This is a genomic window from Rhodobacter sp. 4.3.4, assembly GCF_058724655.1.
The window spans coordinates 3,160,618-3,181,445 of the sequence record NZ_CM178967.1; the positions used below are offsets into that span (position 1 = coordinate 3,160,618).

Below are 20,828 nucleotides of genomic sequence, written 5' to 3' on the forward strand. Positions count from 1 at the left end.
TCTGCGGGCAGCCCCTGCGACACACTCAAACTATTGGAGTTTGTTTCTTTGCTTGCTACAACAAGCTGGTAGAAAAGGCCAGAATGGCAAGCGAGGGGCGAGGCTGGGAACCGGATGCGGCTGATCTGCCCAAGATGCGGTGCGCAATACGAGGTGGATGACGTGGTCATTCCCGCCGCGGGGCGCGATGTGCAATGTTCCGGCTGCGGCCAGACCTGGTTCCAGCCCAGCCGTCAGATGCTGGATGCGGCCGCAGATCCGGCCGAAGATCCGGCCCCCGTCTTCGACGACGAAATCCTGCCCGGGGCGCCGCAAGACCCGGTTGTCACATCCGGCATGACCGCGGACCCGGAGCCCGAGGCCTGGCCCGAACCGCGCCCGGAAGACTGGCCCGACATCGACCCCGCACCCGAAGACGCCGCATCCGAACCGGCGCCGCCTGCCATCGCCGATGACGCCGTCCCCCGGGGGGGCGTCTCCGAGGCCACAAACGCCGAAACCGGGGCCTTGGCGCTCGAGGGGCTGGACTGGGCCGTGCCGCCGCAGACCGACACGGAACCCGAACCCGCCGATCTTGATCTGACCGGGGTCGAGACCGATGTGACCCAGGCGATTGCCGAGCTGATGCGGGCCCATCCGCCCGCCCCCCCCGAAGCCCCCCCGGCCGCGACGGTCGCGTCGCCCGACCCCGTCTTGCCCGCCCCCGTCTTGGCACCGCCGCCTCCCGAGCCGCCCGCCCCGCCGCTGTCGCCGTCGCCGCCACCGGCCGGCGATACGGGCCCGGCGCCGCGGGCGGGGGCGATTCCGCGCCGCCCGCTCGACGAAAACCTGATGGCGATCCTGCGCGAAGAGGCCGAGCGCGAAGCCGCCGCGCGCCGCGCCGAAGGCACGGCGATCGAGACGCGGGGCGAAATGCCCCCCGATCCGGTGCTGCCGCCCGTCGCACCGCCTGCCGCAGTGCCACCCGCCGCAGTGCCACCCGCGACAGTGCCGCCTGCCCCCGTCGCTCCGGTGCAGCCGCAGCGCGTGCCGCCGCCGCGCCGCACCGAGCCGCGCCGGGTGCCCGATTTCAGCGATCTGAATTCCGTCGAGGCGGATGACCCTCTCGCCGATCCGGCCGGAACTCCCGATCCCGAAACCCCGGACAGCCCCGAGCGCGCGCAGCGGCGCCCGCGTCTGCCCGATATCGAAGAGATCAATTCCAGCCTGCGGGCCAGTGCCGACCGCGCGGACGACATTGCCGCCCAGGGCGTGCTGCAGGCGCGGCAAGACAGGGGCGCGGGCTTCCGGCTCGGCTTTTCGATGGTGCTGCTGCTCTCGGCGCTGGCGTTGCTGGTCTATGTCTATGCGCCGCAGCTGGCCGGGCGGGTGCCGGCGCTGACGCCGCTGCTGGACAGCTATGTCGCCGCGGTGGATGCGGCGCGGATCTGGCTGGATGCGCAGATGCGCGCGGCGATCGCCGCGATGCAGGCGAAGACGCCACAGACCTGATCCGGTCGCTCAGGCCCCGATTTCAGGGCGTTGCGAAGCGATCCAGCAGGCGGCGCAGATAGTCGCGCTCGGACTCGGGGCGGCTGCGTTCGGCGGTGCGGCGGCGGATTTCATCCAGCAGATCGCGGGCGCGGCGATAGATGTCGTCGCCCTGCAAAAGATCCGAGTCGGTGCCGATCCGGCTGCCCTCGCCCGTCGCCCGCCCCAGCGGATCGCGCGGCAATTCGCGTTCGCCATGCCCGCCCGTCGCATCGCCGCGCCGCTCCATCCCCTGCGCGCCCTGCCCGGTCTGACCCTGACCGCCCTCCTCGGCCAAGGCCTTGCCCAGATGGCGCATGCCCTCGCGCAGCGCCTCGATCGCATCGGCCTGCCGGTCCAGCGCGGCGCCCAGATCGCCCTCCTTCAGCGCCTGTTCGGCCCCGTCCATCGCCTCCCCGGCGCCTTCGAGCGCCCGTTCGGCCTCCCGCGCCGCCTCGCCGTCAAGCCGGGGCATCAGCCCGCGCTGTCGTTCCAGCTCGCGGCGCAGCGCATGCTGACGCTCGGCCAGGCTTTCGCCCGGATCGTCCTGCGCGCCCTCTCCGGCCTGCGGCTGACCGTCAGGCTGCATCTGCGGCCCGCCCGGCCCCGGCTGTTCCAGCCCCGGATCGATCCCCTCGGGCTGCGGGCTGCGCTGCATCTGCCGGAACGCATCGTCCGACAGGTTCTGCTGCTCGCGCAGCGTCTGGCCCAGATCCTTCATCGCCTTGCCCCCGGGGCCGTCCCCCTCGCCGCCCTCGCCCTGAGTGACCTTCATGTTTTCCATCTGCCGCGCCAGCTGATCGAGCAGCTCCTGCGCCTCGGCCATCTTGCCTTCCTCCATCAGACGCTGGATTTCGTCCATCATCTGTTGGATCTGATCGCCGCTGATGCGCTGGCTGTCCTGCTTCTGCCCGAACTGCGGCCCCTCTTCCTGATCGGTGGCGCGCTCGGCCAGCATTTGCAGATAGCGGTCGGTCGCCTCTTTCAGCTCGGCCATCAGCTTGGCGATCTCGTCCTTGGAGGCGCCGTTGCGGATCGCCTCGCTCAGCCGTTCCTGCGCCTGCTGCATGGCGGCCAAAGCATCGGCCAGACCGCCATCTTCGAGCAGTTTCGCCAGATCCCACAGGGTCCTGGCCACTTCGTCCCGGGCCTCGGGGGTCAGCGCGGCGCCCTCCAGACGTTCGATCTGCGCATGCAGCGCCTCGGCCATCTGCGGCAGCGGGAACAGATTCTCGGGCCGGTTCAGGAGCGCCCGCAGAAGCTGCGCGGTGCGGGGGGCGTTCTCGCGCGACCACAGCAGATCGCGGCGCAGCTCGATCAGCGCCGCCGCCCGCGGGTCAAAGAACCGCCGCCCGGGCAGCTCGAAGCTTTGGTCGCCGCTGGTGCCGGTCTGGCCCAGCCCGTCCTCGACCGAGAGCGAGAGCTTGACCGGCAGGTTCGCCCAGGGGTGCTCGGACATGTCCTCGATCAGCATTTCGGTGAAATCCGCGCGCGAGCCGGTGATCGGCAGCGGCAGATCGAAGATCAGATCGGGGCGCGGCTCGGGGGCGATGGCCAGCCCGTAGCGGCGGTCGACCGCCGCCAGATCCAGGCGGATCTGCGCCTGTCCCCGGATCACGCCGTAATCATCGCGCGCATGAAAGGGCTGCGCCAGCTTGCCATCGGCGCGGCGTTCGGCCAGCCGCGGCAGCGCGACCTCCGGCCCGGCATCGGACAGAAGCGTGACCTGGAAGCTGCGTCCCATCGGCCCGCCGATCTCGATCCCGCCGGAGCGGCGGGCCGTCAGATCAAGGCTTTGCACCTCGGCGCCCCCGGTCTTTTCGGGCGTGGCCGCGGGGCTTGAGACGGTTTCGCTGAAGGGCACCGATCCGGGAGCACCATAGAACCGGAAGGAAAGCTTCGTGCCCTCGGGCAGGACCAGCTCCTCGCTCTCGACGCCGTTCAGATAAAGCCCGGGCTTGCCGGTATAGCGCGGCGGCTCGGCCCAGCCTTCCCAGGAGGGGCCCATCGCGGCCTCGGCGGTGCCGGGGGGGCGCGGGTGCGTCGCAGGGGTGAAGATCGCCAAGGGCGCGCCGAAGACCAGCGCCACGGTGACGCCGGTCAACGCGGAAATCCGCAGGCCGTAAGGGTCGCGCGGGGCAAGATCGGGCGCGGGCAGGGGCGCACGGGCAACGGCGGCGCTTTCGGCCATGCGGCCGCGGTGCAGCGCCCAAAGTGCGCGCGTCGCCGGATCGGTCTCGCCCAGCGTCAGACTGTCGGTCAGCGCGGCCAGCGGTCGGCCGGGCAGGGTCGCATCCAGCCGGGCAATCGCCTCGGCCCGGGTGGGGATGCGGAACCGCCGCAGCCCGGGCGCGGTCAAAACGACGGCCAGAAACGCCAGACAGCCGGCCAGAACGGGCCATTGCCGCCCGCTCAGGTAATCGGGCAGGCGAAAGGCCAGAAGGGTGAAGGTGATTGCCGCCAGCGTCAGCAACGGCCAGAAGGCGCGCAGCAGCCGTTCGGCCAGCATCGCCGCCCGCGTCAGCGCGATCGGTCGGGCCAGCGGGGCGAGCGGGTCGCCCGGAAGGGGCGGCGGCGGCGGCATCGGTCCTTTCCGGCCCCGACTACGGGATCAGAGCCATTCCGGGATGCTATCGCGGGCCAGCATTTCCTCAAAGCTCGGTCTTTGCCGGATGACGGCGAAGTGATCCCCGGCAACCAGCACCTCGGGGATCAGCGGGCGGGAATTATATTCCGAGGCCATCACCGCGCCGTAAGCCCCGGCCGAGCGGAAGGCGACCAGATCGCCCTCGCCCATCGGCGGCAGCTCCCGGCCCTTGGTGAAGGTGTCGCCGGTCTCGCAGACCGGGCCAACGACATCAAAGGGCTGCGGCGCGATGCCCGGCGCGGGCTCGATCACCGGAACGATGTCGTGATGCGCGGAATACATCGCCGGACGCACCAGATCGTTCATCGCCGCATCGACGATCAGGAAGTTCCGCCCCTCGCCTTCCTTCAGATAGATGACCGAGGTCACCATCAGCCCGGCATTGCCGGAAATCAGCCGCCCCGGCTCGATCTCGATCTCGCAGCCCAGATCGCCCAGAACGCGGGTGATCATCGCGCCGTAATCGGTGGGCAGCGGCGGCGCCTCGTTCGAGCGCTGGTGATAGGGGATGCCCAGACCGCCCCCCAGATCGAGGCGGCGGATATCGTGGCCATCCTCGCGCAGCGCCAGCGTCAGCTCGCGGACCTTGGTGAAGGCGGCCTCGAAGGGCGCCAGATCGGTCAGCTGGCTGCCGATATGCACATCGACGCCGATCACCTCGATCCCGGGCAGTTTCGCAGCCTCGGCATAAACCGCGCGGGCCTTGGCGATCGGAATGCCGAACTTGTTTTCCGACTTGCCGGTGGCGATCTTTTCATGGGTCTTGGCATCGACATCGGGGTTCACCCGCAAGGCAATCGGCGCGGTGACGCCCAGCGCGGTGGCAATCTCCGAAATCGCCCGCAATTCGGGTTCGCTTTCGACGTTGAACTGCCGGATGCCGCCGGTCAGCGCCAGCCGGATTTCCTCGCGCGTCTTGCCGACGCCGGAAAAGACGATGCGGTCGCCGGGCACGCCCGCGGCTTTCGCCCGGCGATATTCGCCGCCCGAGACGACATCCATCCCCGCGCCCAGATCGCCGAGCAGTTTCAGCACCGCCAGGTTCGAATTCGACTTGATCGCGAAACAGACCAGATGATCGGTGCCCGCCAGCGCGGCATCGAAGAGCTGAAAATGCCGGGTCAGGGTCGCGGCGGAATAGACGTAGAAGGGCGTGCCGACGGCAGCCGCGATCTCGGGCAGGGCCACGTCCTCGGCATGCAGCACGCCATTGCGGTAAAGAAAGTGATCCATCGCGCCCTCCGGTTCCTCGGGCGTTCTTAGCCGGTCGGGCCGGTCAAGAAAAGCGGTCTCAGAAGCCCGCCCCCAGATGCAGCCAGCCCAGCCGCGTGCCGACGGAGCCGCGGCCACTGCTGTTCACCCCAAGCCGCACCGGGCCGACGCCGGTCGAAACCCCGGTCGTCACCTGCCCCGCGGGATTGGCATGCACCGCCGCCCGCGGCCCGGAACAGGCCGCAAGCAGGATCAGCAGCAGCGGCAGCGCGAGCCTCACAGCCTGCCCGCCACGCCCATCCGCGCCTCGCCGGTGATCGAGAGGCCGGGGGTCGTGGCTTGTGGCGGCGTCGGCGGGCCGTCGACACCGCAGGCGGCGGCGAAGCTCAGAAGCGACAGGGCCAGAAGAATGCGCATGAAACCTCCGTTCTCAGGCCAGAAGCCCCTTCCAGCGCGCCACCTGGGCGCGGACCTGATCGGGGGCGGTGCCACCGTAAGACTGCCGCGAGGCGACCGAATTATGAACCCCCAGCACGGAATAGACCGCATCGGTCAGCGCCGGATGGGCGGATTTCAGCTCGTCAAGGCTCAGATCGGGCAGATCGCAGCCCTTCTTCTCCGCCAGCGCCACCAGCGCGCCGGTGACATGGTGGGCGTCGCGGAAGGGCAGACCGGCCTCGCGCACCAGCCAGTCGGCAAGGTCCGTCGCGGTTGAAAAGCCCGACGACGCCGCCGCTTCCAGTTTCGCGGTGTTCACCGTCAGGTCGGACATCATGCCCGTCATCGCCGCCAAGGCCAGCATCAGCGTGTCGGCGGCGTCGAAAACCTGTTCCTTGTCTTCCTGCATGTCTTTCGAATAGGCCAGCGGCAGGCCCTTCATCACGGTGAACAGGGCAACGGCCGCCCCCAGCACCCGGCCGATCTTCGCCCGGATCAGTTCCGCCGCATCGGGGTTGCGCTTTTGCGGCATGATGCTCGACCCGGTCGACCATTTGTCCGACATCGCCACAAACCGGAACTGCGCCGAGGACCAGATCACGAGTTCCTCCGCCAGTCGGCTGAGGTGGACCGCGCAGATCGCCGCCGCCGACAGGAATTCCAGCGCGAAATCACGATCCGACACGCCATCCAGGCTGTTCGCCATCGGCCGATCAAAGCCCAAAGCTTGCGCCGTCATATGCCGGTCGATCGGAAAGCCCGTGCCCGCAAGCGCCGCCGAGCCGAGCGGGCATTCGTTCATCCGCTTGCGCGCATCTTCAAAGCGGCTCCGATCGCGGGCGAACATCTCGACATAGGCCATCATGTGATGGCCCCAGGTCACCGGCTGCGCGGTCTGCAGATGGGTGAAGCCCGGCATCACCCAATCGGCGCCCTTCTCGGCCTGCGCCACCAGCACCTTCATCAGCGCGGTGAGCGAGGTGATCGCCGCATCGGCCTGATCGCGGACCCAGAGCCGGAAATCGGTCGCCACCTGATCATTGCGCGAGCGCGCCGTGTGCAGCCGCCCCGCCGGTTCGCCGATCAGCACCTTCAGCCGCGCCTCGACATTCATGTGAATGTCCTCAAGCGCGGTCGAAAACGGGAAATCCCCCGCCTCGATCTCTGACAAGACCGTGAGCAGCCCTTCCCCGATCGCCTCGGCATCCCTATTCGTAAGGATACCCGTCGCGGCCAGCATCGCCGCATGGGCCCGGCTGCCGCGGATATCCTGTGCGTAAAGCCGCTTGTCGAACGAGATCGAGGCGTTGATCGCCTCCATGATCGCGTCCGGACCGGCGGCGAAGCGCCCGCCCCACATGGCGTTCGAGGATTTCGTGTCGTCGGTCATCGTCAGGCCCTTCGTCGGAGGCATCATGCTGCGGTTGCTCGTCCTTTATACGGCCCTTGCCCTGAGCGCAAATGCCGCGCCCGCCGCCGACCTGTCGGCGCTCAAACAGGGCGAGATGAAGAAACTCGCCGTCTTCACCGAACCGCTGGCCCTGCCCGAAATCCCCTTTGTCGATGAAACCGGCACCAGCCACCGGCTGGCCGATTATCGCGGCAAGGTGGTGCTTCTGAACCTCTGGGCGACCTGGTGTGCGCCCTGCCGCAAGGAAATGCCCGATATCGCGGCGCTTCAGGCCGAGATCGGCGGGGCGGATTTCACCGTGCTGACGGTGGCCTCCAGCAATCGCGACACCCAGGCGAAGGTGGGGGCGTTTTTCGACAAACAGGGCATCACGGTGCTGCCGCGGATGATCGACGAAACCGAGCGGCTGCCGCGGGCGCTGGGGGTTCCCGGCCTGCCCGCCTCGTTCCTGATCGACCGTCAGGGGCAGATCGTGGCGCAGCTCTTTGGCCCGGCCGATTGGTCGAGCCCGGAAGCGAAAGCCGTGATCGCCGCGCTGCGCGCCGAGTGATCAGCGCGATTCGCTCCGCATGAACTGGTTCATCGAGGAGCCGATTTCCTCCGACAGGCGCATGATCGATTCGAGCCGGTTCTTGATGTCGGCATGGAAGATGTCGAGCTGGTCGATCGTCGCCGAAAGCCCGCCGCTGCTGTCGCGCATCCGCCCGCATTCGACCCGGCCCAGCACCCGGATCGTGTCGAGCCCCAGCATCAGGCGGCGAATCTCGCCGCTGGCGCGGAACAGCTCCTCGGCATGGCCGACGGCGCGCATCATCGCCTCGCGGGTGTCGATGTAGGACCGGGCCTCGAGCGCGCGCAACAGGTCGCGTTCGACGTTCCAGTCGATTCCCTCGACCTTGGCGGCGTCGCGGAAACCCGCGTTCATTTCCTTCAGCACCCGGTTCGAGCCGAGCAGGAACAGCGCCCGCGCCGCCTGACGCGACACCCGGTCGCAGAGGTTGTCGCGCCCGGCGACGAAACTGCGCAGCCGTTCCGAGATCACCAGCGACGAGGCCTTGTAATTCTCCGAGATCGCCGAGACCGGACCGCCCGAAGGTTCCATCCGCGAGGCGACGATGCGCATGTTGTTCGGGATCGACTGCAGCGCCTCGAAGCTGCGCAAAAGCTTGGTCTGCTCCTGCGTCACGCGCTCGAGCGACTTGTTCATCTCGATCAGCCGCTGCGTGCGCGGATCGGCCGGACGGCCAAGCTTGGCATCCCGCGCCGCCAGTTCCTGCCCGAGCGCGAAGGCCATGTAGCTTGTATAGCTGGAAAATCCCTCGGCCTGGGCAAGGCCGCGCAACTCTCCGGCGCTGACCTCGGGGTCGAGCCTTTCGGCCCGTTCGCGGGCGCTGAGCTTGGTATAGACCTCGCGGAACCGATCAAAAAGCGGCGTCGAGGGCTTCAGCCGCACCGACAGGTAGCCGCCGTCGACCGGCATCAGGACGGCGAAGACCCAGTAGATGTCGCCGTTGCGGACGCGGTTCTTGACATAGGCGCCCATCGGATGGCCTGCGCCCAGCGCACTCCACAGGATGCGGAACACCCCCCGCGGCGTGTCGGGATGGCGCACGACCTTGTGCGGGGCCCCCAGAAGTTCGGACCATTCGAAGCCCGAAACGCGGTGGAACACCTCGTTGCCGGCAATGATCACCCCGCGCTTGTCGGTGCGGGAGTAAAAGAGTTCGTCGAAGCCGAAGGGGGCTTCGTTCTCCTGCGATTTGGAAAGATCGGTCGGCGCGGTCATGATTTCCCTGAAGCTGGACACTGCAGCAACCATAGGGCGTCAAGGTAAGCGAAACGTATACAACCTTAGGTTTATTTTCAGGGGATCTCATTAACCATGCGGCACGGAACTTGGGGGGCTTTACCTGTTGTTAGCCGATTTCGCGGAATCTGGGCCGGTACCTGATGGAGGGGCCGATGACGAAAATTCCGCTGTCGCTGCGCGAGTCGCTCGATCCGGCCGAATCCAGCCCGCTGAATTTCGCCGTCGCCCAACGTGACCGGGAAACCCTGTCGATGGTCACCCGCGCCGTCGAACGCCGCGATGTCGTGCTGGCCTTTCAACCCGTCGTGCAGACCCTGCGCCCCGACCGCCCCGCCTTTTACGAGGGGCTGATCCGGGTGCTCGACGACACCGGCCGGGTGATTCCGGCGCAGGATTTCATCGGCGCCGCCGAAACCACCGAGGTCGGCCGCAAGCTGGACTGCCTGGCGCTGGAAATGGGACTTCTGTCGCTGGCCGAGGATCGCAGCCTGCGGCTGTCGGTGAACATGTCCGCCCGCTCGATCGGCTATCCGGAGTGGATGCGCATTCTCAACCGCGGTCTAGCGATGGATGACCACATTGGCGAAAGGCTGATTCTGGAAATCACCGAATCCTCGGCGATGATGATGCCGGAACTGGTCTCGGTCTTCATGCAGGACATGCAGACGAAAGGGATCTGCTTCGCGCTCGACGATTTCGGCGCCGGCTACACCTCGTTCCGCTATCTGCGCGAATTCTACTTCGACATCCTGAAGATCGACGGCCAGTTCATCACCGGCATCGCCCGCAATCCCGACAACCAGATCCTGACCCAGGCGCTGATGTCGATTTCCAGGCATTTCGAGATGTTCACCGTTGCCGAAGCCGTCGAAACCGCCGAGGATGCCGCTTGGCTGACACGTGCAGGCATCGACTGCATGCAGGGCTATTATTTCGGCGCGCCGACGATCATGCCGCCGTGGAAAGCGGCCACGCCCCACAAGGCCGGGATCTGAGACCCGGCCCGGACCTCCGATTTCATCGCGCAACAAAATTGCGCGAACAGACTTCAATATTGCCAAATATGCTTGACCTCCTGCGGCCTTTCGGCATGCTGCGCAGCGGCAATGGGCGCCTTTGCGCCTGAAATCCTGTGAGGAGGGAACTTCATGACCAATGTCGTCATCGTCTCGGCGGCCCGGACCGCCGTGGGCAGCTTCAACGGCGCTTTCGCCAACACGCCCGCGCATGAGCTGGGCGCCGCGGCGATCGAAGCCGTCGTGGCGCGGGCGGGCATCGACAAGGCGGAGGTCTCGGAAACCATCCTCGGTCAGGTGCTGACCGCCGGTCAGGGCCAGAACCCGGCGCGTCAGGCGCATATCAAGGCCGGTCTGCCGATCGAATCGGCCGCCTGGGGCATCAACCAGGTCTGTGGCTCGGGCCTGCGCACGGTGGCGCTGGGCGCGCAGCACATCCAGCTCGGCGATGCGGCGATCGTGGTCGCCGGGGGGCAGGAAAGCATGTCGCTGTCGGCTCATGTCGCGCATCTGCGCGCGGGCACCAAGATGGGCGACATGAAGATGATCGATTCGATGATCAAGGACGGGCTTTGGGACGCGTTCAACGGCTATCACATGGGCCAGACCGCGGAAAACGTCGCGGCACAATGGGGCATCACCCGCGAGATGCAGGACGAATTCGCCCTTGCCAGCCAGAACAAGGCCGAAGCCGCGCAAAAGGCGGGCAAATTCGTCGATGAAATCATCCCCTTCACGGTGAAGACCCGCAAGGGCGACATCGTCGTCGATGCCGATGAATATATCCGTCACGGCGCGACGCTCGAATCGATGCAGAAGCTGAAACCGGCCTTCACCAAGGACGGCACCGTCACCGCGGGCAACGCCTCCGGCATCAATGACGGCGCCGCGGTCGTGCTGCTGATGACCGAGGAAGAGGCGGCGAAACGCGGTCTGACGCCGCTGGCCCGGATCGCCTCTTACGCCACCGCCGGGCTTGACCCGTCGATCATGGGCTGCGGCCCGATCCCGGCCTCGCGCAAGGCGCTGGAAAAGGCGGGCTGGAAGGCCGCCGATCTGGACCGGATCGAGGCGAACGAGGCTTTCGCGGCCCAGGCCTGCGCGGTGAACAAGGACATGGGCTGGGACGTGTCGAAGGTCAACGTCAACGGCGGCGCCATCGCCATCGGCCACCCGATCGGCGCCTCGGGCTGCCGGATCCTGAACACGCTTGTCTTCGAAATGAAACGTTCGGGGGCGAAAAAGGGCCTCGCGACGCTCTGCATCGGCGGCGGCATGGGCGTGGCCATGTGCCTTGAAGGGCTCTGAGCCTCACTTTTCTCTGCAAATGCGAAAAACGGGCGCGCAACAATATTGCGCGCCCATCTTATTTTGGGTAACAGCATTTCAACACGGATGTTCTGAGGAGGAATCATGTCCAGAGTTGCACTCGTCACCGGTGGGTCGCGCGGCATTGGCGCGGCGATCTCAATGGCGCTGAAGGACGCGGGTTACACCGTCGCCGCGAACTATGCCGGCAATGACGAGGCCGCCGCGAAATTCACCGCCGAGACCGGGATCAAGACCTACAAATGGTCGGTCGCCGATTACGACGCCTGCGCCGCGGGCATCGCCCAGGTCGAGGCCGATCTGGGCCCGGTCGATGTGCTGGTGAACAATGCGGGCATCACCCGCGACGCGCCCTTCCACAAGATGACCCGCGAGCAGTGGGATCAGGTGATCGGCACCAACCTGAACGGCATCTTCAACATGACGCATCCGCTGTGGAATGGCATGCGGGAGCGCAAATTCGGCCGGATCATCAACATCTCCTCGATCAACGGCCAAAAGGGCCAGTTCGCCCAAGCGAACTATTCCGCGGCCAAGGCGGGCGACATCGGCTTCACCAAGGCGCTGGCGCAGGAAGGGGCGCGGGCGGGGATCACCGTCAACGCGATCTGCCCGGGCTATATCGCGACCGAGATGGTGATGGCGGTGCCGGAAAAGGTGCGCGAGCAGATCATCGCGACGATCCCGGTCGGCCGTCTGGGCGAAACCGGCGATATCGCGCGCTGCGTGGTCTTCCTCGCCTCGGATGATGCGGGCTTCATCACCGGCGCGACGCTGACCGCGAACGGCGGCCAATACATGACCTGATTTGCCCTTGGCAAAATGGTTCGGGGCCCGCATCTTGCGGGCCTCTTGCATTTCGGGGGGCAGATGTCGCGCAACCGGGCAACCTTGATCGGCTTTTCCGCCGTCGCACTTTGGGCGCTGCTGGCGCTGTTCACCGTGGCCTCGGCGCCGGTGCCGCCGTTGCAGCTGAATGCGATCTGCTTTGCCATCGGCGGCGGCATCGGGCTGATCTGGGTCGCCGCGACCGAGGGGCTGGCTGTGCTGCGCCAGATCTCGTGGAAGGTCTATGCCTTTGGCACAGCAGCGCTTTTCGGCTATCACCTGATCTATTTCTCGGCGCTGCGTCTGGCCCCCCCGGCCGAGGCCAGCCTGATCGCCTATCTCTGGCCGCTGTTGATCGTCCTTTTGTCCGGCCTGCTGCCGGGCGAGCGGCTGAACCGGTGGCACATTTTCGGGGCGGTGATCGCCTTTGCCGGGGCGGCGCTGATCGTCGCCCGCGGCGGCATCTCGGCCAGCGCCGATTCGCTGCCGGGCTACGGGCTGGCGTTCCTGTGCGCGCTGATCTGGTCGGGCTATTCGCTGCTGTCGCGCCGGATGGGCGCGGTGCCCACCGCCGCCGTCGCGATCTATTGCCTGGCCAGTGCCGCGCTCTCGGCGCTGGCGCATCTGGCGCTGGAAGACACGCTCTGGCCCGGGAGCCTTGGCGGCTGGGGGGCCATCATTGCGCTGGGGCTGGGCCCGGTTGGGCTGGCCTTTTACACATGGGATATGGGGGTGAAGCGGGGCGACATCCAGATGTTGGGGACGGCGTCCTATGCGGCGCCCCTTTTGTCAACGCTGGCGCTGATCGGGGCGGGGATCGCGGCAGCATCACCCATCCTGGTGCTGGCCGCCGCGATGATTGCTGCAGGTGCCTTTCTGGCCGCTTTGGGCAGTCGGCAAGGCTAGGGACCGGCCCGCAGGCCGGCCCGGAACTCAGACCGCCACGCCTTCCAGCCGGGCGATTTCTTCCTTGAGCCGCAGTTTCTGTTTCTTCATCTCCGCGATTTGCAGGTCGTCGAAGCTGGGCGTGCGCAGCGCCACTTCAACTTCCGCGGACAGAGCCTGATGTTTCTTGCGAAGTTCAGCGATATGCGAACTCACGGACATGGCAGTCTCCTCTTTCGTTGTTCGGTAAGATGATTGCAGCACGTTTTCGAACACTTGTCACGCGCTTGTCGTACTCCTGCGCGAAAATATGAGCGCGTTTCACGGAATAATATTGCCACGGAATTAAGGCGTTAACGGCAAGCCTTCGCCGCAGCGCAGCACTGCCTGCGCCGCGGCGGTGAGGTCTTCGCAATCACCGCCGTGCGCAGGCAGGGCATGCAGCACCAAGGGCGCCAGAAGCCGCAAGGGCGTCTTGCCCCCCTTGCGCGCGGCGACGATCACCCGCCCCGCCGCCCGTCCCTGCCGCGCCGCGATCGGCAGCACCGTGACCGCGCCCCCCTGCCCCGCCAGCGCGACCAGAAGATCGCCCAGCCGGTCGGCATTCTGGATCAGCGTCAGCCAGCCGCCCGGCCGCAGCCGCCGCATCCCGGCCCGCACCCAATCGGCAAGCGGCGTCACCTCGCGCTGCGCCCGCTCGCGGCCCGGGTCCGCCGCCGCCGTGCCGCCCGAGGCGGCGAAATAGGGCGGATTGGCGATCACATGATCGTAATTGCGCGCCCGCAGCGCCGCGGGCATCCGCGCCAGATCGCCCTCGAACACCTCAAGTGCGAGGCCGTTCGCCGCCGCATTGCGCCGCGCCAGATCGGCATAGTCGGGTTGCAGTTCCAGCCCCGCCTGCACCAGCCCCGGCACCCGCCAGCCAAGGCACAGGCTTGCCACCCCCGCCCCGCAGCCCAGTTCCAGCACCGATTGCCCCGGTTTTGCGCCGCAAACCGCCGCCAGAAGCACCGGATCCATCGCCGCACGATAGCCATGGCGCGGCTGCGCCACCGTCAGCCGACCATCCAGAAACCGGTCGAAGCTGCAGTCCTCGGGCGCAAACATCAGTCTTCCCAAAGCCCGTTGTCGCGCAAGATCGCCCGCGCCTCGAACCAGTCGGCATCGGCCACGGCCAATCTGCGCGGCAAAATGCCGAGGCTGCCGTCCAGAATGCTCATGTGGACGTCCCATTCAAAGGCCGTTATACCCTCGCCCTCAAGAAGGGCCATCGCCATGGCGATCCGAACCGGGTCAGTGGTGCGCAAAAGCTCTTTCATGGCTCGACTTAAGGGCAGCTTTGTCCCCCTGTCGAGACGAAATTGGGCCGGGAAACTGGGAAGGAAGACCGATGAGCCTCGACGACAAGGCGACGAAACCGCACGACCGTCTGGCGCAGGCGCTGGCCGAGGACATGGCGGCGGTCAATGCGCTGATCCGCGATCGGATGAGTTCGGAACATGCGCCCCGCATCCCCGAGGTCACGGCGCATCTGATCGAGGCGGGCGGCAAGCGGCTGCGGCCGATGCTGACGCTCGCCGCGGCGCGTCTGGTGGGCTATGGCGGGCCGTTCCATGTGCATCTGGCGGCGACGGTCGAATTCATCCACACCGCGACGCTTCTGCATGACGACGTGGTCGACGAAAGCCGCCAGCGCCGCGGCCGTCCGACGGCGAACCTGCTCTGGGACAACAAATCCTCGGTTCTGGTGGGCGATTATCTTTTCGCGCGCTCGTTCCAGCTGATGACCGACACCGGCAACATGCGGGTGATGGAGATCCTGGCCAACGCCTCCGCGGTGATCGCCGAGGGCGAGGTGCTGCAGCTGACGGCGGCGCAAAGTCTGGCAACCACCGAGGACATCTATCTGCGGGTGATCCGCGGCAAGACGGCGGCGCTGTTCTCGGCGGCGACCGAGGTCGGCGGCATCATCGGCGGCGCCCCGGCCGAGCAGGTGCAGGCGCTTTACGATTACGGCGATGCGCTCGGCATCGCTTTCCAGATCGTCGATGACCTGCTGGATTACGGCGGCAAATCCGCCGAGATCGGCAAGAACACCGGCGATGATTTCCGCGAGCGCAAGCTGACGATGCCGGTGATCAAGGCGGTCGCGCTGGCCGATGAGGCGGAACGCGCCTTCTGGACGCGGGTGATCGAAAAGGGCGACCAGCACGAGGGCGATCTGGAACAGGCGATGGCGCTGATGACGAAGCACGGCACACTGGAAGCGACCCGGCTGGCGGCGATCGGCTGGACCGACACCGCCCGCAAGGCGCTGGCGAAGCTGCCCGATCATCCGCTGCGGCAGATGCTGGACGATCTGGCCGATTACGTCGTCGAACGGGTGCGCTGAGCGCCCCGCCCGAAGCCCCCGCCCGCGCGCCCTTACGGGCGCTCGGGCCGCAGCAGGATATAGGTGGCGGTCCGGCGCTCCTCGACCAGCCGCCAGCCCGCCTCGGCAAGCGCCGTCACGATCTCGTTGCGCCGCGTTTCCCCCGTCGGGCAAAGCGGCACCAGCACGTGATCGGCGGCCTCGATCCCCGGGGTGCCGCCGTAATACCAAGGCGCGGCGCCCTTGATCGGCTCGAACGGCCCGTAAAGCCACAGCGCCGAGAACAGATCCGCCACCAGCACCCGCGACCGGGCATAGCCCGCCTGCGTCAGATCCGCGGCCAGGGTCTCGAACCAGGCGACATAGCCCATCATCATCTCGCATTCGGGCAGGGTCTCGCCGTTCAGCACCGCGGGCTTGCGGGGCTGTTCCGCACTGTCCCCGCGGTCGGCATAGGCGGCATAGGGCTGCCCCGGCGTATCCGCCGCCAATTTGTAATCCACCGGATAGACCCGCGCGGCGATCACCCGCAGATCGGCCTCCTGCGGCCGGGCCGAGAGCAGCGGCACGCTTTCTGACGATGCGGCAAAGGCATGGCGCAACGGGCTGGTGACCAGATTGACCATCGGCCCGGTCGCCAACGCCAGCGCCGCAACCCCGGTGGCCAGCAAGGCCTCGCGCATCGGCCAGCCAAAGCCGTTCAAGATCCGCCCCTCGGGCCGCAGGGCCAGCGCGATCAGCCCCACCAGCACCAGCCATTGCGGATCATTGCCGTAATTCTGATAGGCCACATAGGCGAAGGCGGGCACCAGCCAGAGCAGCGCCAGCCCCTCGGCCCGCCGCCCGGACTGGCGCAGAAAGATCACCGTGGCCAGAGCCACCAGCGTCGCCGCGATATGCTCTGGCGCCGCCAGCACCCCGACCAGAGGATCCCCCGGCGCCGCCCGGGTGGCCGAGCCTGCCACGGTCAGCAGATCCCGAGAATAGCCGACCCAGAAGCCCGGCCCCAGCAGCGCCGTCACCCCGGCCAGCACCAGAAGCCCCGACAGCACCGCCACGCCCAGCGTGCGCAGATCCCGCCGCACCAGCAGCGCCACCACCAGCACCGGGGCCAGCGCCACGACATAGGTCACCTTGACCAGCCCCAGCCCCGCCATCAACGCCCCGATCAAGGCGCCATCCAGCCGCACGCGGCGCGGCACGAGCGGTTCCAGCACCGCCAGCGCCACCGCCACATAGGCCATCGCCCAGGCCCAGCGGTTGTAATGCATCGAGACCGAGAACATCGGCATCGTCTCGCCATGCACCAGCGCCAGCACCATGCCAAGCACATAGGCCCCGAAGATCCAGGCCAGCCCGCCCGGAAAGCGCGATTGCGCGGCGCGCAGGATCGGCAGGAACAAAAGCGCCGCCACCGCGGCTTGCGCGGCCAGGAAGGCATGACCAAAGCCAAGCCCGGCCTGCACGAAGGCCGCGATCGGCCACAGGCCAGCGATGCCCAGCGGCGTCATGAAATCGCGATGCGGCATCTGGCCCTTTTCGGCCATCCGCAAGACCAGATCGGCCAGATGCAGCGTGTCGCCCTCGTGCTGGGTGACGAAAAGCCCCCCCGCCCAGAACGGCGCCACCGCCAGCACCACGGCGAAAACCGCCAGCCCGCCCGTCAACGGCTTCACTGCCGCCGCCCTTGTCCTGCCCGCCATCCCGGCCTCTCCGCATCTTTTCCCATTTTTGGCCACAATAGCCCGGCAGACTCGGGCTGTGAATCCCGCAGCAATGCCGAAGACGACAAGCCGGAGCAGGACAGATGAACATGATCGCCCAGGGCGTGATCGCGCCGATCCCGCCCCGGACCCTTGCCGATACCGGCCTGAATGCGGTGCTGATGCGGGACATCCTGCTCAAGACCATGTTTCGCACCAACATGGACACGGTCAGCGGCCTTGCCCGGCTGATCTGCCTGCCGATCGCGCTGACCCAGGAACTGGTCGACATCGGCCGCGCCCAGCGCCTGATCGAGGCCACGGGCACGCTGCACGCCAATTCGGGCGGCGAGATGGGCTACCAGCTGACCGATGGCGGCCGCGCCCGCGCGCTGGATGCGCTGACGCAATCGGAATATTACGGCGCGATGCCGGTGCCGCTGGACGAATATGCGGTGCAGATGCGCAAATAGTCGATTCGCAACATCCAGCTGACCCGGATGCAGCTGATGCGGTCGATGGGGCATCTGGTGCTGCCGCCGACGCTGATCGACCAGCTTGGACCGGCGGTGTCCTCGGGGCGGTCGATCCTGATGTATGGTCCGCCCGGCAACGGCAAATCCTCGATCTCGAACGGCATCCGCGATGCGATCGGCGACCGGATCTACGTTCCGCGCGCGGTCGAATATGCCGGTCAGGTGATCGTCGTCTATGACCCGGTCGTGCACACCGCCGCCCGCGAGGATGTCGAAGACCCGGGCAGCCTGCGCAAATCCGGCAACCGCTTCGACAGCCGCTACGTCTGGTGCGACCGGCCCACGGTGATCACCGGCGGGGAACTCTCGCTCGACATGCTCGACCTCACCTACAACACGACGGCGCGCACCTATACCGCGCCCTTGCAGATGAAGGCCTCGGGCGGGGTCTTCATCGTCGACGACCTTGGCCGTCAGGTCGAACCGCCGCAGAAACTGGTCAACCGCTGGATCGTGCCGCTGGAAGAAGGCCGCGACATCCTTGCGCTGCAATCGGGCGAGAAGTTCGAGGTGCCCTTCGACACGCTTGTCATCTTCTCGACCAACTTCCACCCGAACCAGATCTTCGACAAGGCGGCGCTGCGCCGGATCTTCTTCAAGATCAAGATCGACGGGCCAAGCCAGGCCGACTACCTGAAAATCTTCTCGCTCGTCGCGAAAAAGCGCGGCATGCCGCTGAGCGAAGCCGCGCTCGTGCATCTGATGAAGGTGAAATACCCGACGATCAACAACGTCTATGCGAATTATCAGCCGGTCTTCCTGATCGACCAGATGATCGCGATCTGCGACTTCGAGGGCATCCCCTATCAGATGTCCCCCGAGCTGATCGACCGCGCCTGGTCGAACATGTTCGTGCGCGAGGAAGCGATCCTGCACTGATCCCGCCGGGCGGAACCGGGCCTAGCGCGCGACCAGAACTTGCGGCGCCTGCGCGCCATCTTCGGCCTGCGGCACGATCTCGGGCAGGCCAAGCGCCAGAACCGCGGGCGCATTGCCCCGCGAAACCGGAATCTGCGTGCCGTCCCGCAGCGCCAGGCTGACCTTGCCCTGCGCCCGCATTACCCCCCGGATCGCCTGCAGCGCCACCCAATGCGACCGGTGCACCTGCAGCCCCTCGACCCCTTCGGCGGCGCAGATCGCATCCGCCATCCGCAGCAGCACGGTTTCCGATCCGGCCTGGGTAAAGACCTCGACATAATGGTCGCGCATCTGCAACCGGATCAGGGGCGCCCGCAGCTCCGGCGAGAGCCGTGCCATCAGCCGCGCCGCAGCGTCCCGGCCGGGCGGGGCCGGATCGGCCGGGACGGGATCTGTCAGCGCGGGCTCTGGCGGGGCGGCTCCGGCCCCGGGCGTCGCGGTCACCGGCATCCCGGGCCAGGTCGCCGCCAAGGCATGCCGCAGCGTCGAGGTGATGATCGACATGATGAAGATATACCCCGTCATCGCCGGGGGCGAGGGCACATGCTGCTCCGGCCCCGCGACGGCCCGGGCCAGGGCCAGAAACAGCGGCGTCAGCCCCAGCGCGGCCAGAACGGCGATCAGCGGCGCCTCGGGCCAGAAGCTGCGCAGGCCCCAGCAGTCCCGCACGACCACCCGCAAAAATCCGCCCACCAGCACGCCAAGACCAATGGTGATCGGCCAGAAGGCGACACGTCCGGTCAGCGGGAAATGCTCGGTTCCGAACGGGCTGGCGACGATTCCGAAGATCGAGGTCACCAGCCAGACCACGGGGATGACGGGCTGCGCCATCGCCCGTCCATAGGCGCACAGGAACTCGCGCGTGCTCACAACAGAGGGCATGGCCCCTCGCCCCATTCAAAAACACAACCAGGTCAACATGCTAGCGAGCCGACTGCGCACAGGCAACCAAGATTGTGCGCAGGCCAGACAGGTGCGGGGCAAGAAAACTGGCCCGGGCCGGACCCGGGCGCAGGCTCAGGCGGTCAGGCCCTCGGGTTCGGCCAGCCCCTGCGCGCGGCAGCAGGCGGTCAGCGTATTGGCCAGAAGGCAGGCGATGGTCATCGGCCCGACGCCGCCCGGAACCGGGGTGATCGCCCCCGCCACCGCCGCGGCGCTGTCGAACTGCACGTCGCCCACCAGCTTGCCCTTGCCGTCGCGCTCGATGCGGTTGATGCCGACATCGATCACCGTCGCCCCCGGTTTCACCCAGTCGCCCGGGATCATCTCGGGGCGGCCCACGGCGGCAACCAGAATATCGGCACGGCGGCAGACCTCGGCCAGATCCTTGGTGCGCGAATGCGCGATGGTGACGGTGCAGCTGTCGCCCAGCAGCAGTTGCGCCATCGGCTTGCCGACGATGTTCGAGCGCCCGACAACGACCGCATTCAGCCCCGCAAGCGATCCGTGATGGTCGCGCAGCATCATCAGACAGCCCAAGGGCGTGCAGGGCACCATCGCCTTCTGCCCGGTGCCCAGAAGCCCGACGTTCGAGATGTGGAACCCGTCCACATCCTTCGCCGGATCGATCGCATTGATCACCAGATCACTGTCGAGATGTTTCGGCAGCGGCAGCTGCACCAGAATGCCATGCACCGAAGGATCGGCATTCAGCCGCGCGATCAGCGCCAGAAGATCGGCCTCCGAGGTCTCGGCGGGCAGCTTGTGCTCATAGGAGTTCATCCCGACTTCCCGGGTCTGGATGCCCTTGTTCTTCACATAGACCTGGCTCGCCGGGTCCTCGCCCACCAGCACCACGGCCAGACCGGGGGTCACACCGTTCGTCTCCTGCAACCGCGCCACATGCGCCGCCACCTGCGCCCGCACCTTGGCCGCAAAGGCCTTGCCGTCGATGATCTTCGCGCTCAAATCCCGTCTCCCTTGCCCAGAACCCGCTCTTCGCGGGCGATCGACCATTCCACCATCATCCGCCACATCGCCTCGATCAGCTCGGGGTCCATCCCCCGCGCCTCGGCGGCGGTGCGCGCATTGCCCACCACTTCCTCGACCCGCGCCTTGATGCGCGCGGGCATGCCCTCGGCGGGCTTGAGTTCGGCGGCACGGTCAATGTACCGCGCCCGATCGGCCAGCAGCGCGACGATGCGCAGATCCAGCGCATCGATCTCGGCCCGCAGTTCGGCCATCGAGGTGATTTCGGAGGGCTCTTTCATGGACA

20 protein-coding genes and 1 pseudogene are annotated in these 20,828 nt (G+C 67.1%); 8 read left to right on the plus strand and 13 right to left on the minus strand.

The genetic code is table 11. From position 1 onward, the window contains the following. Positions 1–114 precede the first annotated feature (114 nt). Entirely contained in the window at positions 115–1,491 is a 1,377-nt protein-coding gene (locus AC4PTB_RS15645) for a zinc-ribbon domain-containing protein (protein WP_492190791.1), read from the plus strand. Positions 1,492–1,513: 22 nt separating this feature from the next. Here the strand turns inward: AC4PTB_RS15645 and AC4PTB_RS15650 are convergent, their stop codons facing one another. From AC4PTB_RS15650 to argH, 5 genes are read right to left on the minus strand one after another with little or no spacing between them, the layout of a single operon-like run. Further along, positions 1,514–4,093, minus strand: a complete 2,580-nt coding sequence (locus tag AC4PTB_RS15650; RefSeq protein ID WP_492190792.1) for a DUF4175 domain-containing protein — start codon at positions 4,091–4,093, stop codon at positions 1,514–1,516. 27 nt (positions 4,094–4,120) lie between these two features. After that, positions 4,121–5,389, minus strand: a complete 1,269-nt coding sequence (gene lysA / locus AC4PTB_RS15655; protein ID WP_492190793.1) for a diaminopimelate decarboxylase — start codon at positions 5,387–5,389, stop codon at positions 4,121–4,123. A gap of 58 nt (positions 5,390–5,447) precedes the next feature. Beyond that, the gene (locus AC4PTB_RS15660) at positions 5,448–5,648 is read right to left on the minus strand and encodes a hypothetical protein (protein WP_492190794.1); all 201 of its coding nucleotides are present in this window, start codon (positions 5,646–5,648) and stop codon (positions 5,448–5,450) included. Continuing rightward, positions 5,645–5,785 carry a hypothetical protein gene (locus AC4PTB_RS15665; RefSeq protein WP_492190795.1) on the minus strand — a complete coding sequence of 47 codons (141 nt, stop codon included), beginning with the start codon at positions 5,783–5,785 and terminating at the stop codon, positions 5,645–5,647. Before AC4PTB_RS15665 ends, AC4PTB_RS15660 begins: the two co-directional genes overlap by 4 nt. A gap of 13 nt (positions 5,786–5,798) precedes the next feature. Further along, positions 5,799–7,196: an argininosuccinate lyase gene (argH, locus tag AC4PTB_RS15670; protein ID WP_492192649.1), complete on the minus strand. Its 1,398-nt coding sequence runs from the start codon at positions 7,194–7,196 to the stop codon at positions 5,799–5,801. A 25-nt stretch (positions 7,197–7,221) separates the two neighbouring features. On the opposite strand from argH, the gene AC4PTB_RS15675 reads away from it, so the two are divergent. Further along, positions 7,222–7,767, plus strand: coding sequence for a TlpA family protein disulfide reductase (locus AC4PTB_RS15675; RefSeq protein WP_492190796.1), 546 nt, complete (start codon positions 7,222–7,224; stop codon positions 7,765–7,767). On the opposite strand, the gene AC4PTB_RS15680 is transcribed toward AC4PTB_RS15675, so the two are convergent. Then, complete coding sequence (locus tag AC4PTB_RS15680) at positions 7,768–9,003, minus strand: PAS domain-containing protein (protein ID WP_492190797.1); 1,236 nt, start codon at positions 9,001–9,003, stop codon at positions 7,768–7,770. It lies immediately after the preceding gene. 176 nt (positions 9,004–9,179) lie between these two features. On the opposite strand from AC4PTB_RS15680, the gene AC4PTB_RS15685 reads away from it, so the two are divergent. From AC4PTB_RS15685 to yddG, 4 genes are all read left to right on the plus strand, one after another. Then, positions 9,180–10,022, plus strand: coding sequence for an EAL domain-containing protein (locus tag AC4PTB_RS15685; RefSeq protein WP_492190798.1), 843 nt, complete (start codon positions 9,180–9,182; stop codon positions 10,020–10,022). A gap of 153 nt (positions 10,023–10,175) precedes the next feature. Beyond that, positions 10,176–11,351, plus strand: a complete 1,176-nt coding sequence (locus AC4PTB_RS15690) for an acetyl-CoA C-acetyltransferase (protein ID WP_492190799.1) — start codon at positions 10,176–10,178, stop codon at positions 11,349–11,351. A gap of 105 nt (positions 11,352–11,456) precedes the next feature. After that, positions 11,457–12,179, plus strand: coding sequence for an acetoacetyl-CoA reductase (gene phbB, locus AC4PTB_RS15695; protein ID WP_023923629.1), 723 nt, complete (start codon positions 11,457–11,459; stop codon positions 12,177–12,179). Between the two features lie 63 nt (positions 12,180–12,242). Further along, entirely contained in the window at positions 12,243–13,106 is an 864-nt protein-coding gene (yddG, locus tag AC4PTB_RS15700; protein WP_492190800.1) for an aromatic amino acid exporter YddG, read from the plus strand. Positions 13,107–13,133: 27 nt separating this feature from the next. Here the strand turns inward: yddG and AC4PTB_RS15705 are convergent, their stop codons facing one another. The 3 genes from AC4PTB_RS15705 to AC4PTB_RS15715 form a co-directional block, all read right to left on the minus strand. Then, positions 13,134–13,307 (minus strand): YdcH family protein, encoded by a 174-nt coding sequence (locus tag AC4PTB_RS15705; protein WP_013068878.1) that lies wholly within the window; start codon positions 13,305–13,307, stop codon positions 13,134–13,136. A gap of 123 nt (positions 13,308–13,430) precedes the next feature. Then, positions 13,431–14,192: a tRNA1(Val) (adenine(37)-N6)-methyltransferase gene (locus AC4PTB_RS15710; protein WP_492190801.1), complete on the minus strand. Its 762-nt coding sequence runs from the start codon at positions 14,190–14,192 to the stop codon at positions 13,431–13,433. Further along, the gene (locus AC4PTB_RS15715) at positions 14,192–14,404 is read right to left on the minus strand and encodes a putative signal transducing protein (RefSeq protein WP_492190802.1); all 213 of its coding nucleotides are present in this window, start codon (positions 14,402–14,404) and stop codon (positions 14,192–14,194) included. The genes AC4PTB_RS15710 and AC4PTB_RS15715 overlap by 1 nt, the downstream gene beginning before the upstream one ends. Positions 14,405–14,475: 71 nt before the next feature. Between AC4PTB_RS15715 and AC4PTB_RS15720 the strand changes: the two genes are divergently transcribed. Beyond that, positions 14,476–15,477: a polyprenyl synthetase family protein gene (locus AC4PTB_RS15720; RefSeq protein WP_492190803.1), complete on the plus strand. Its 1,002-nt coding sequence runs from the start codon at positions 14,476–14,478 to the stop codon at positions 15,475–15,477. A gap of 32 nt (positions 15,478–15,509) precedes the next feature. Here the strand turns inward: AC4PTB_RS15720 and AC4PTB_RS15725 are convergent, their stop codons facing one another. Then, on the minus strand, positions 15,510–17,159 hold the full coding sequence (locus tag AC4PTB_RS15725) for a hypothetical protein (RefSeq protein WP_492190804.1): 1,650 nt from the start codon (positions 17,157–17,159) through the stop codon (positions 15,510–15,512). 104 nt (positions 17,160–17,263) lie between these two features. Between AC4PTB_RS15725 and AC4PTB_RS15730 the strand changes: the two are divergent. Next, positions 17,264–18,574 (plus strand): annotated as a pseudogene (locus AC4PTB_RS15730) (DUF8689 domain-containing protein). Positions 18,575–18,595: 21 nt separating this feature from the next. Here AC4PTB_RS15730 and AC4PTB_RS15735 read toward each other — a convergent pair. From AC4PTB_RS15735 to AC4PTB_RS15745, 3 genes are all read right to left on the minus strand, one after another. Continuing rightward, complete coding sequence (locus AC4PTB_RS15735) at positions 18,596–19,495, minus strand: LytTR family DNA-binding domain-containing protein (protein ID WP_492190805.1); 900 nt, start codon at positions 19,493–19,495, stop codon at positions 18,596–18,598. A 135-nt stretch (positions 19,496–19,630) separates the two neighbouring features. Next, positions 19,631–20,521, minus strand: a complete 891-nt coding sequence (gene folD / locus AC4PTB_RS15740; protein ID WP_492190806.1) for a bifunctional methylenetetrahydrofolate dehydrogenase/methenyltetrahydrofolate cyclohydrolase FolD — start codon at positions 20,519–20,521, stop codon at positions 19,631–19,633. Next, positions 20,518–20,823: a chorismate mutase gene (locus AC4PTB_RS15745; RefSeq protein WP_492190807.1), complete on the minus strand. Its 306-nt coding sequence runs from the start codon at positions 20,821–20,823 to the stop codon at positions 20,518–20,520. The genes folD and AC4PTB_RS15745 overlap by 4 nt, the downstream gene beginning before the upstream one ends. Positions 20,824–20,828: the final 5 nt, after the last annotated feature.

Excerpts from the sequence above, each read along its gene's own strand:
- AC4PTB_RS15645 (WP_492190791.1), top strand. The coding sequence starts at position 115 with ATGCGGCTGATCTGCCCAAGATGCGGTGCGCAATACGAGGTGGATGAC.
- AC4PTB_RS15650 (WP_492190792.1), bottom strand. The coding sequence starts at position 4,093 with ATGCCGCCGCCGCCGCCCCTTCCGGGCGACCCGCTCGCCCCGCTGGCC.
- lysA (WP_492190793.1), bottom strand. The coding sequence starts at position 5,389 with ATGGATCACTTTCTTTACCGCAATGGCGTGCTGCATGCCGAGGACGTG.
- AC4PTB_RS15665 (WP_492190795.1), bottom strand. The coding sequence starts at position 5,785 with ATGCGCATTCTTCTGGCCCTGTCGCTTCTGAGCTTCGCCGCCGCCTGC.
- argH (WP_492192649.1), bottom strand. The coding sequence starts at position 7,196 with ATGACCGACGACACGAAATCCTCGAACGCCATGTGGGGCGGGCGCTTC.
- AC4PTB_RS15675 (WP_492190796.1), top strand. The coding sequence starts at position 7,222 with ATGCTGCGGTTGCTCGTCCTTTATACGGCCCTTGCCCTGAGCGCAAAT.
- AC4PTB_RS15680 (WP_492190797.1), bottom strand. The coding sequence starts at position 9,003 with ATGACCGCGCCGACCGATCTTTCCAAATCGCAGGAGAACGAAGCCCCC.
- AC4PTB_RS15685 (WP_492190798.1), top strand. The coding sequence starts at position 9,180 with ATGACGAAAATTCCGCTGTCGCTGCGCGAGTCGCTCGATCCGGCCGAA.
- AC4PTB_RS15690 (WP_492190799.1), top strand. The coding sequence starts at position 10,176 with ATGACCAATGTCGTCATCGTCTCGGCGGCCCGGACCGCCGTGGGCAGC.
- phbB (WP_023923629.1), top strand. The coding sequence starts at position 11,457 with ATGTCCAGAGTTGCACTCGTCACCGGTGGGTCGCGCGGCATTGGCGCG.
- yddG (WP_492190800.1), top strand. The coding sequence starts at position 12,243 with ATGTCGCGCAACCGGGCAACCTTGATCGGCTTTTCCGCCGTCGCACTT.
- AC4PTB_RS15705 (WP_013068878.1), bottom strand. The coding sequence starts at position 13,307 with ATGTCCGTGAGTTCGCATATCGCTGAACTTCGCAAGAAACATCAGGCT.
- AC4PTB_RS15710 (WP_492190801.1), bottom strand. The coding sequence starts at position 14,192 with ATGTTTGCGCCCGAGGACTGCAGCTTCGACCGGTTTCTGGATGGTCGG.
- AC4PTB_RS15715 (WP_492190802.1), bottom strand. The coding sequence starts at position 14,404 with ATGAAAGAGCTTTTGCGCACCACTGACCCGGTTCGGATCGCCATGGCG.
- AC4PTB_RS15720 (WP_492190803.1), top strand. The coding sequence starts at position 14,476 with ATGAGCCTCGACGACAAGGCGACGAAACCGCACGACCGTCTGGCGCAG.
- AC4PTB_RS15725 (WP_492190804.1), bottom strand. The coding sequence starts at position 17,159 with ATGGCGGGCAGGACAAGGGCGGCGGCAGTGAAGCCGTTGACGGGCGGG.
- AC4PTB_RS15735 (WP_492190805.1), bottom strand. The coding sequence starts at position 19,495 with ATGCCCTCTGTTGTGAGCACGCGCGAGTTCCTGTGCGCCTATGGACGG.
- AC4PTB_RS15745 (WP_492190807.1), bottom strand. The coding sequence starts at position 20,823 with ATGAAAGAGCCCTCCGAAATCACCTCGATGGCCGAACTGCGGGCCGAG.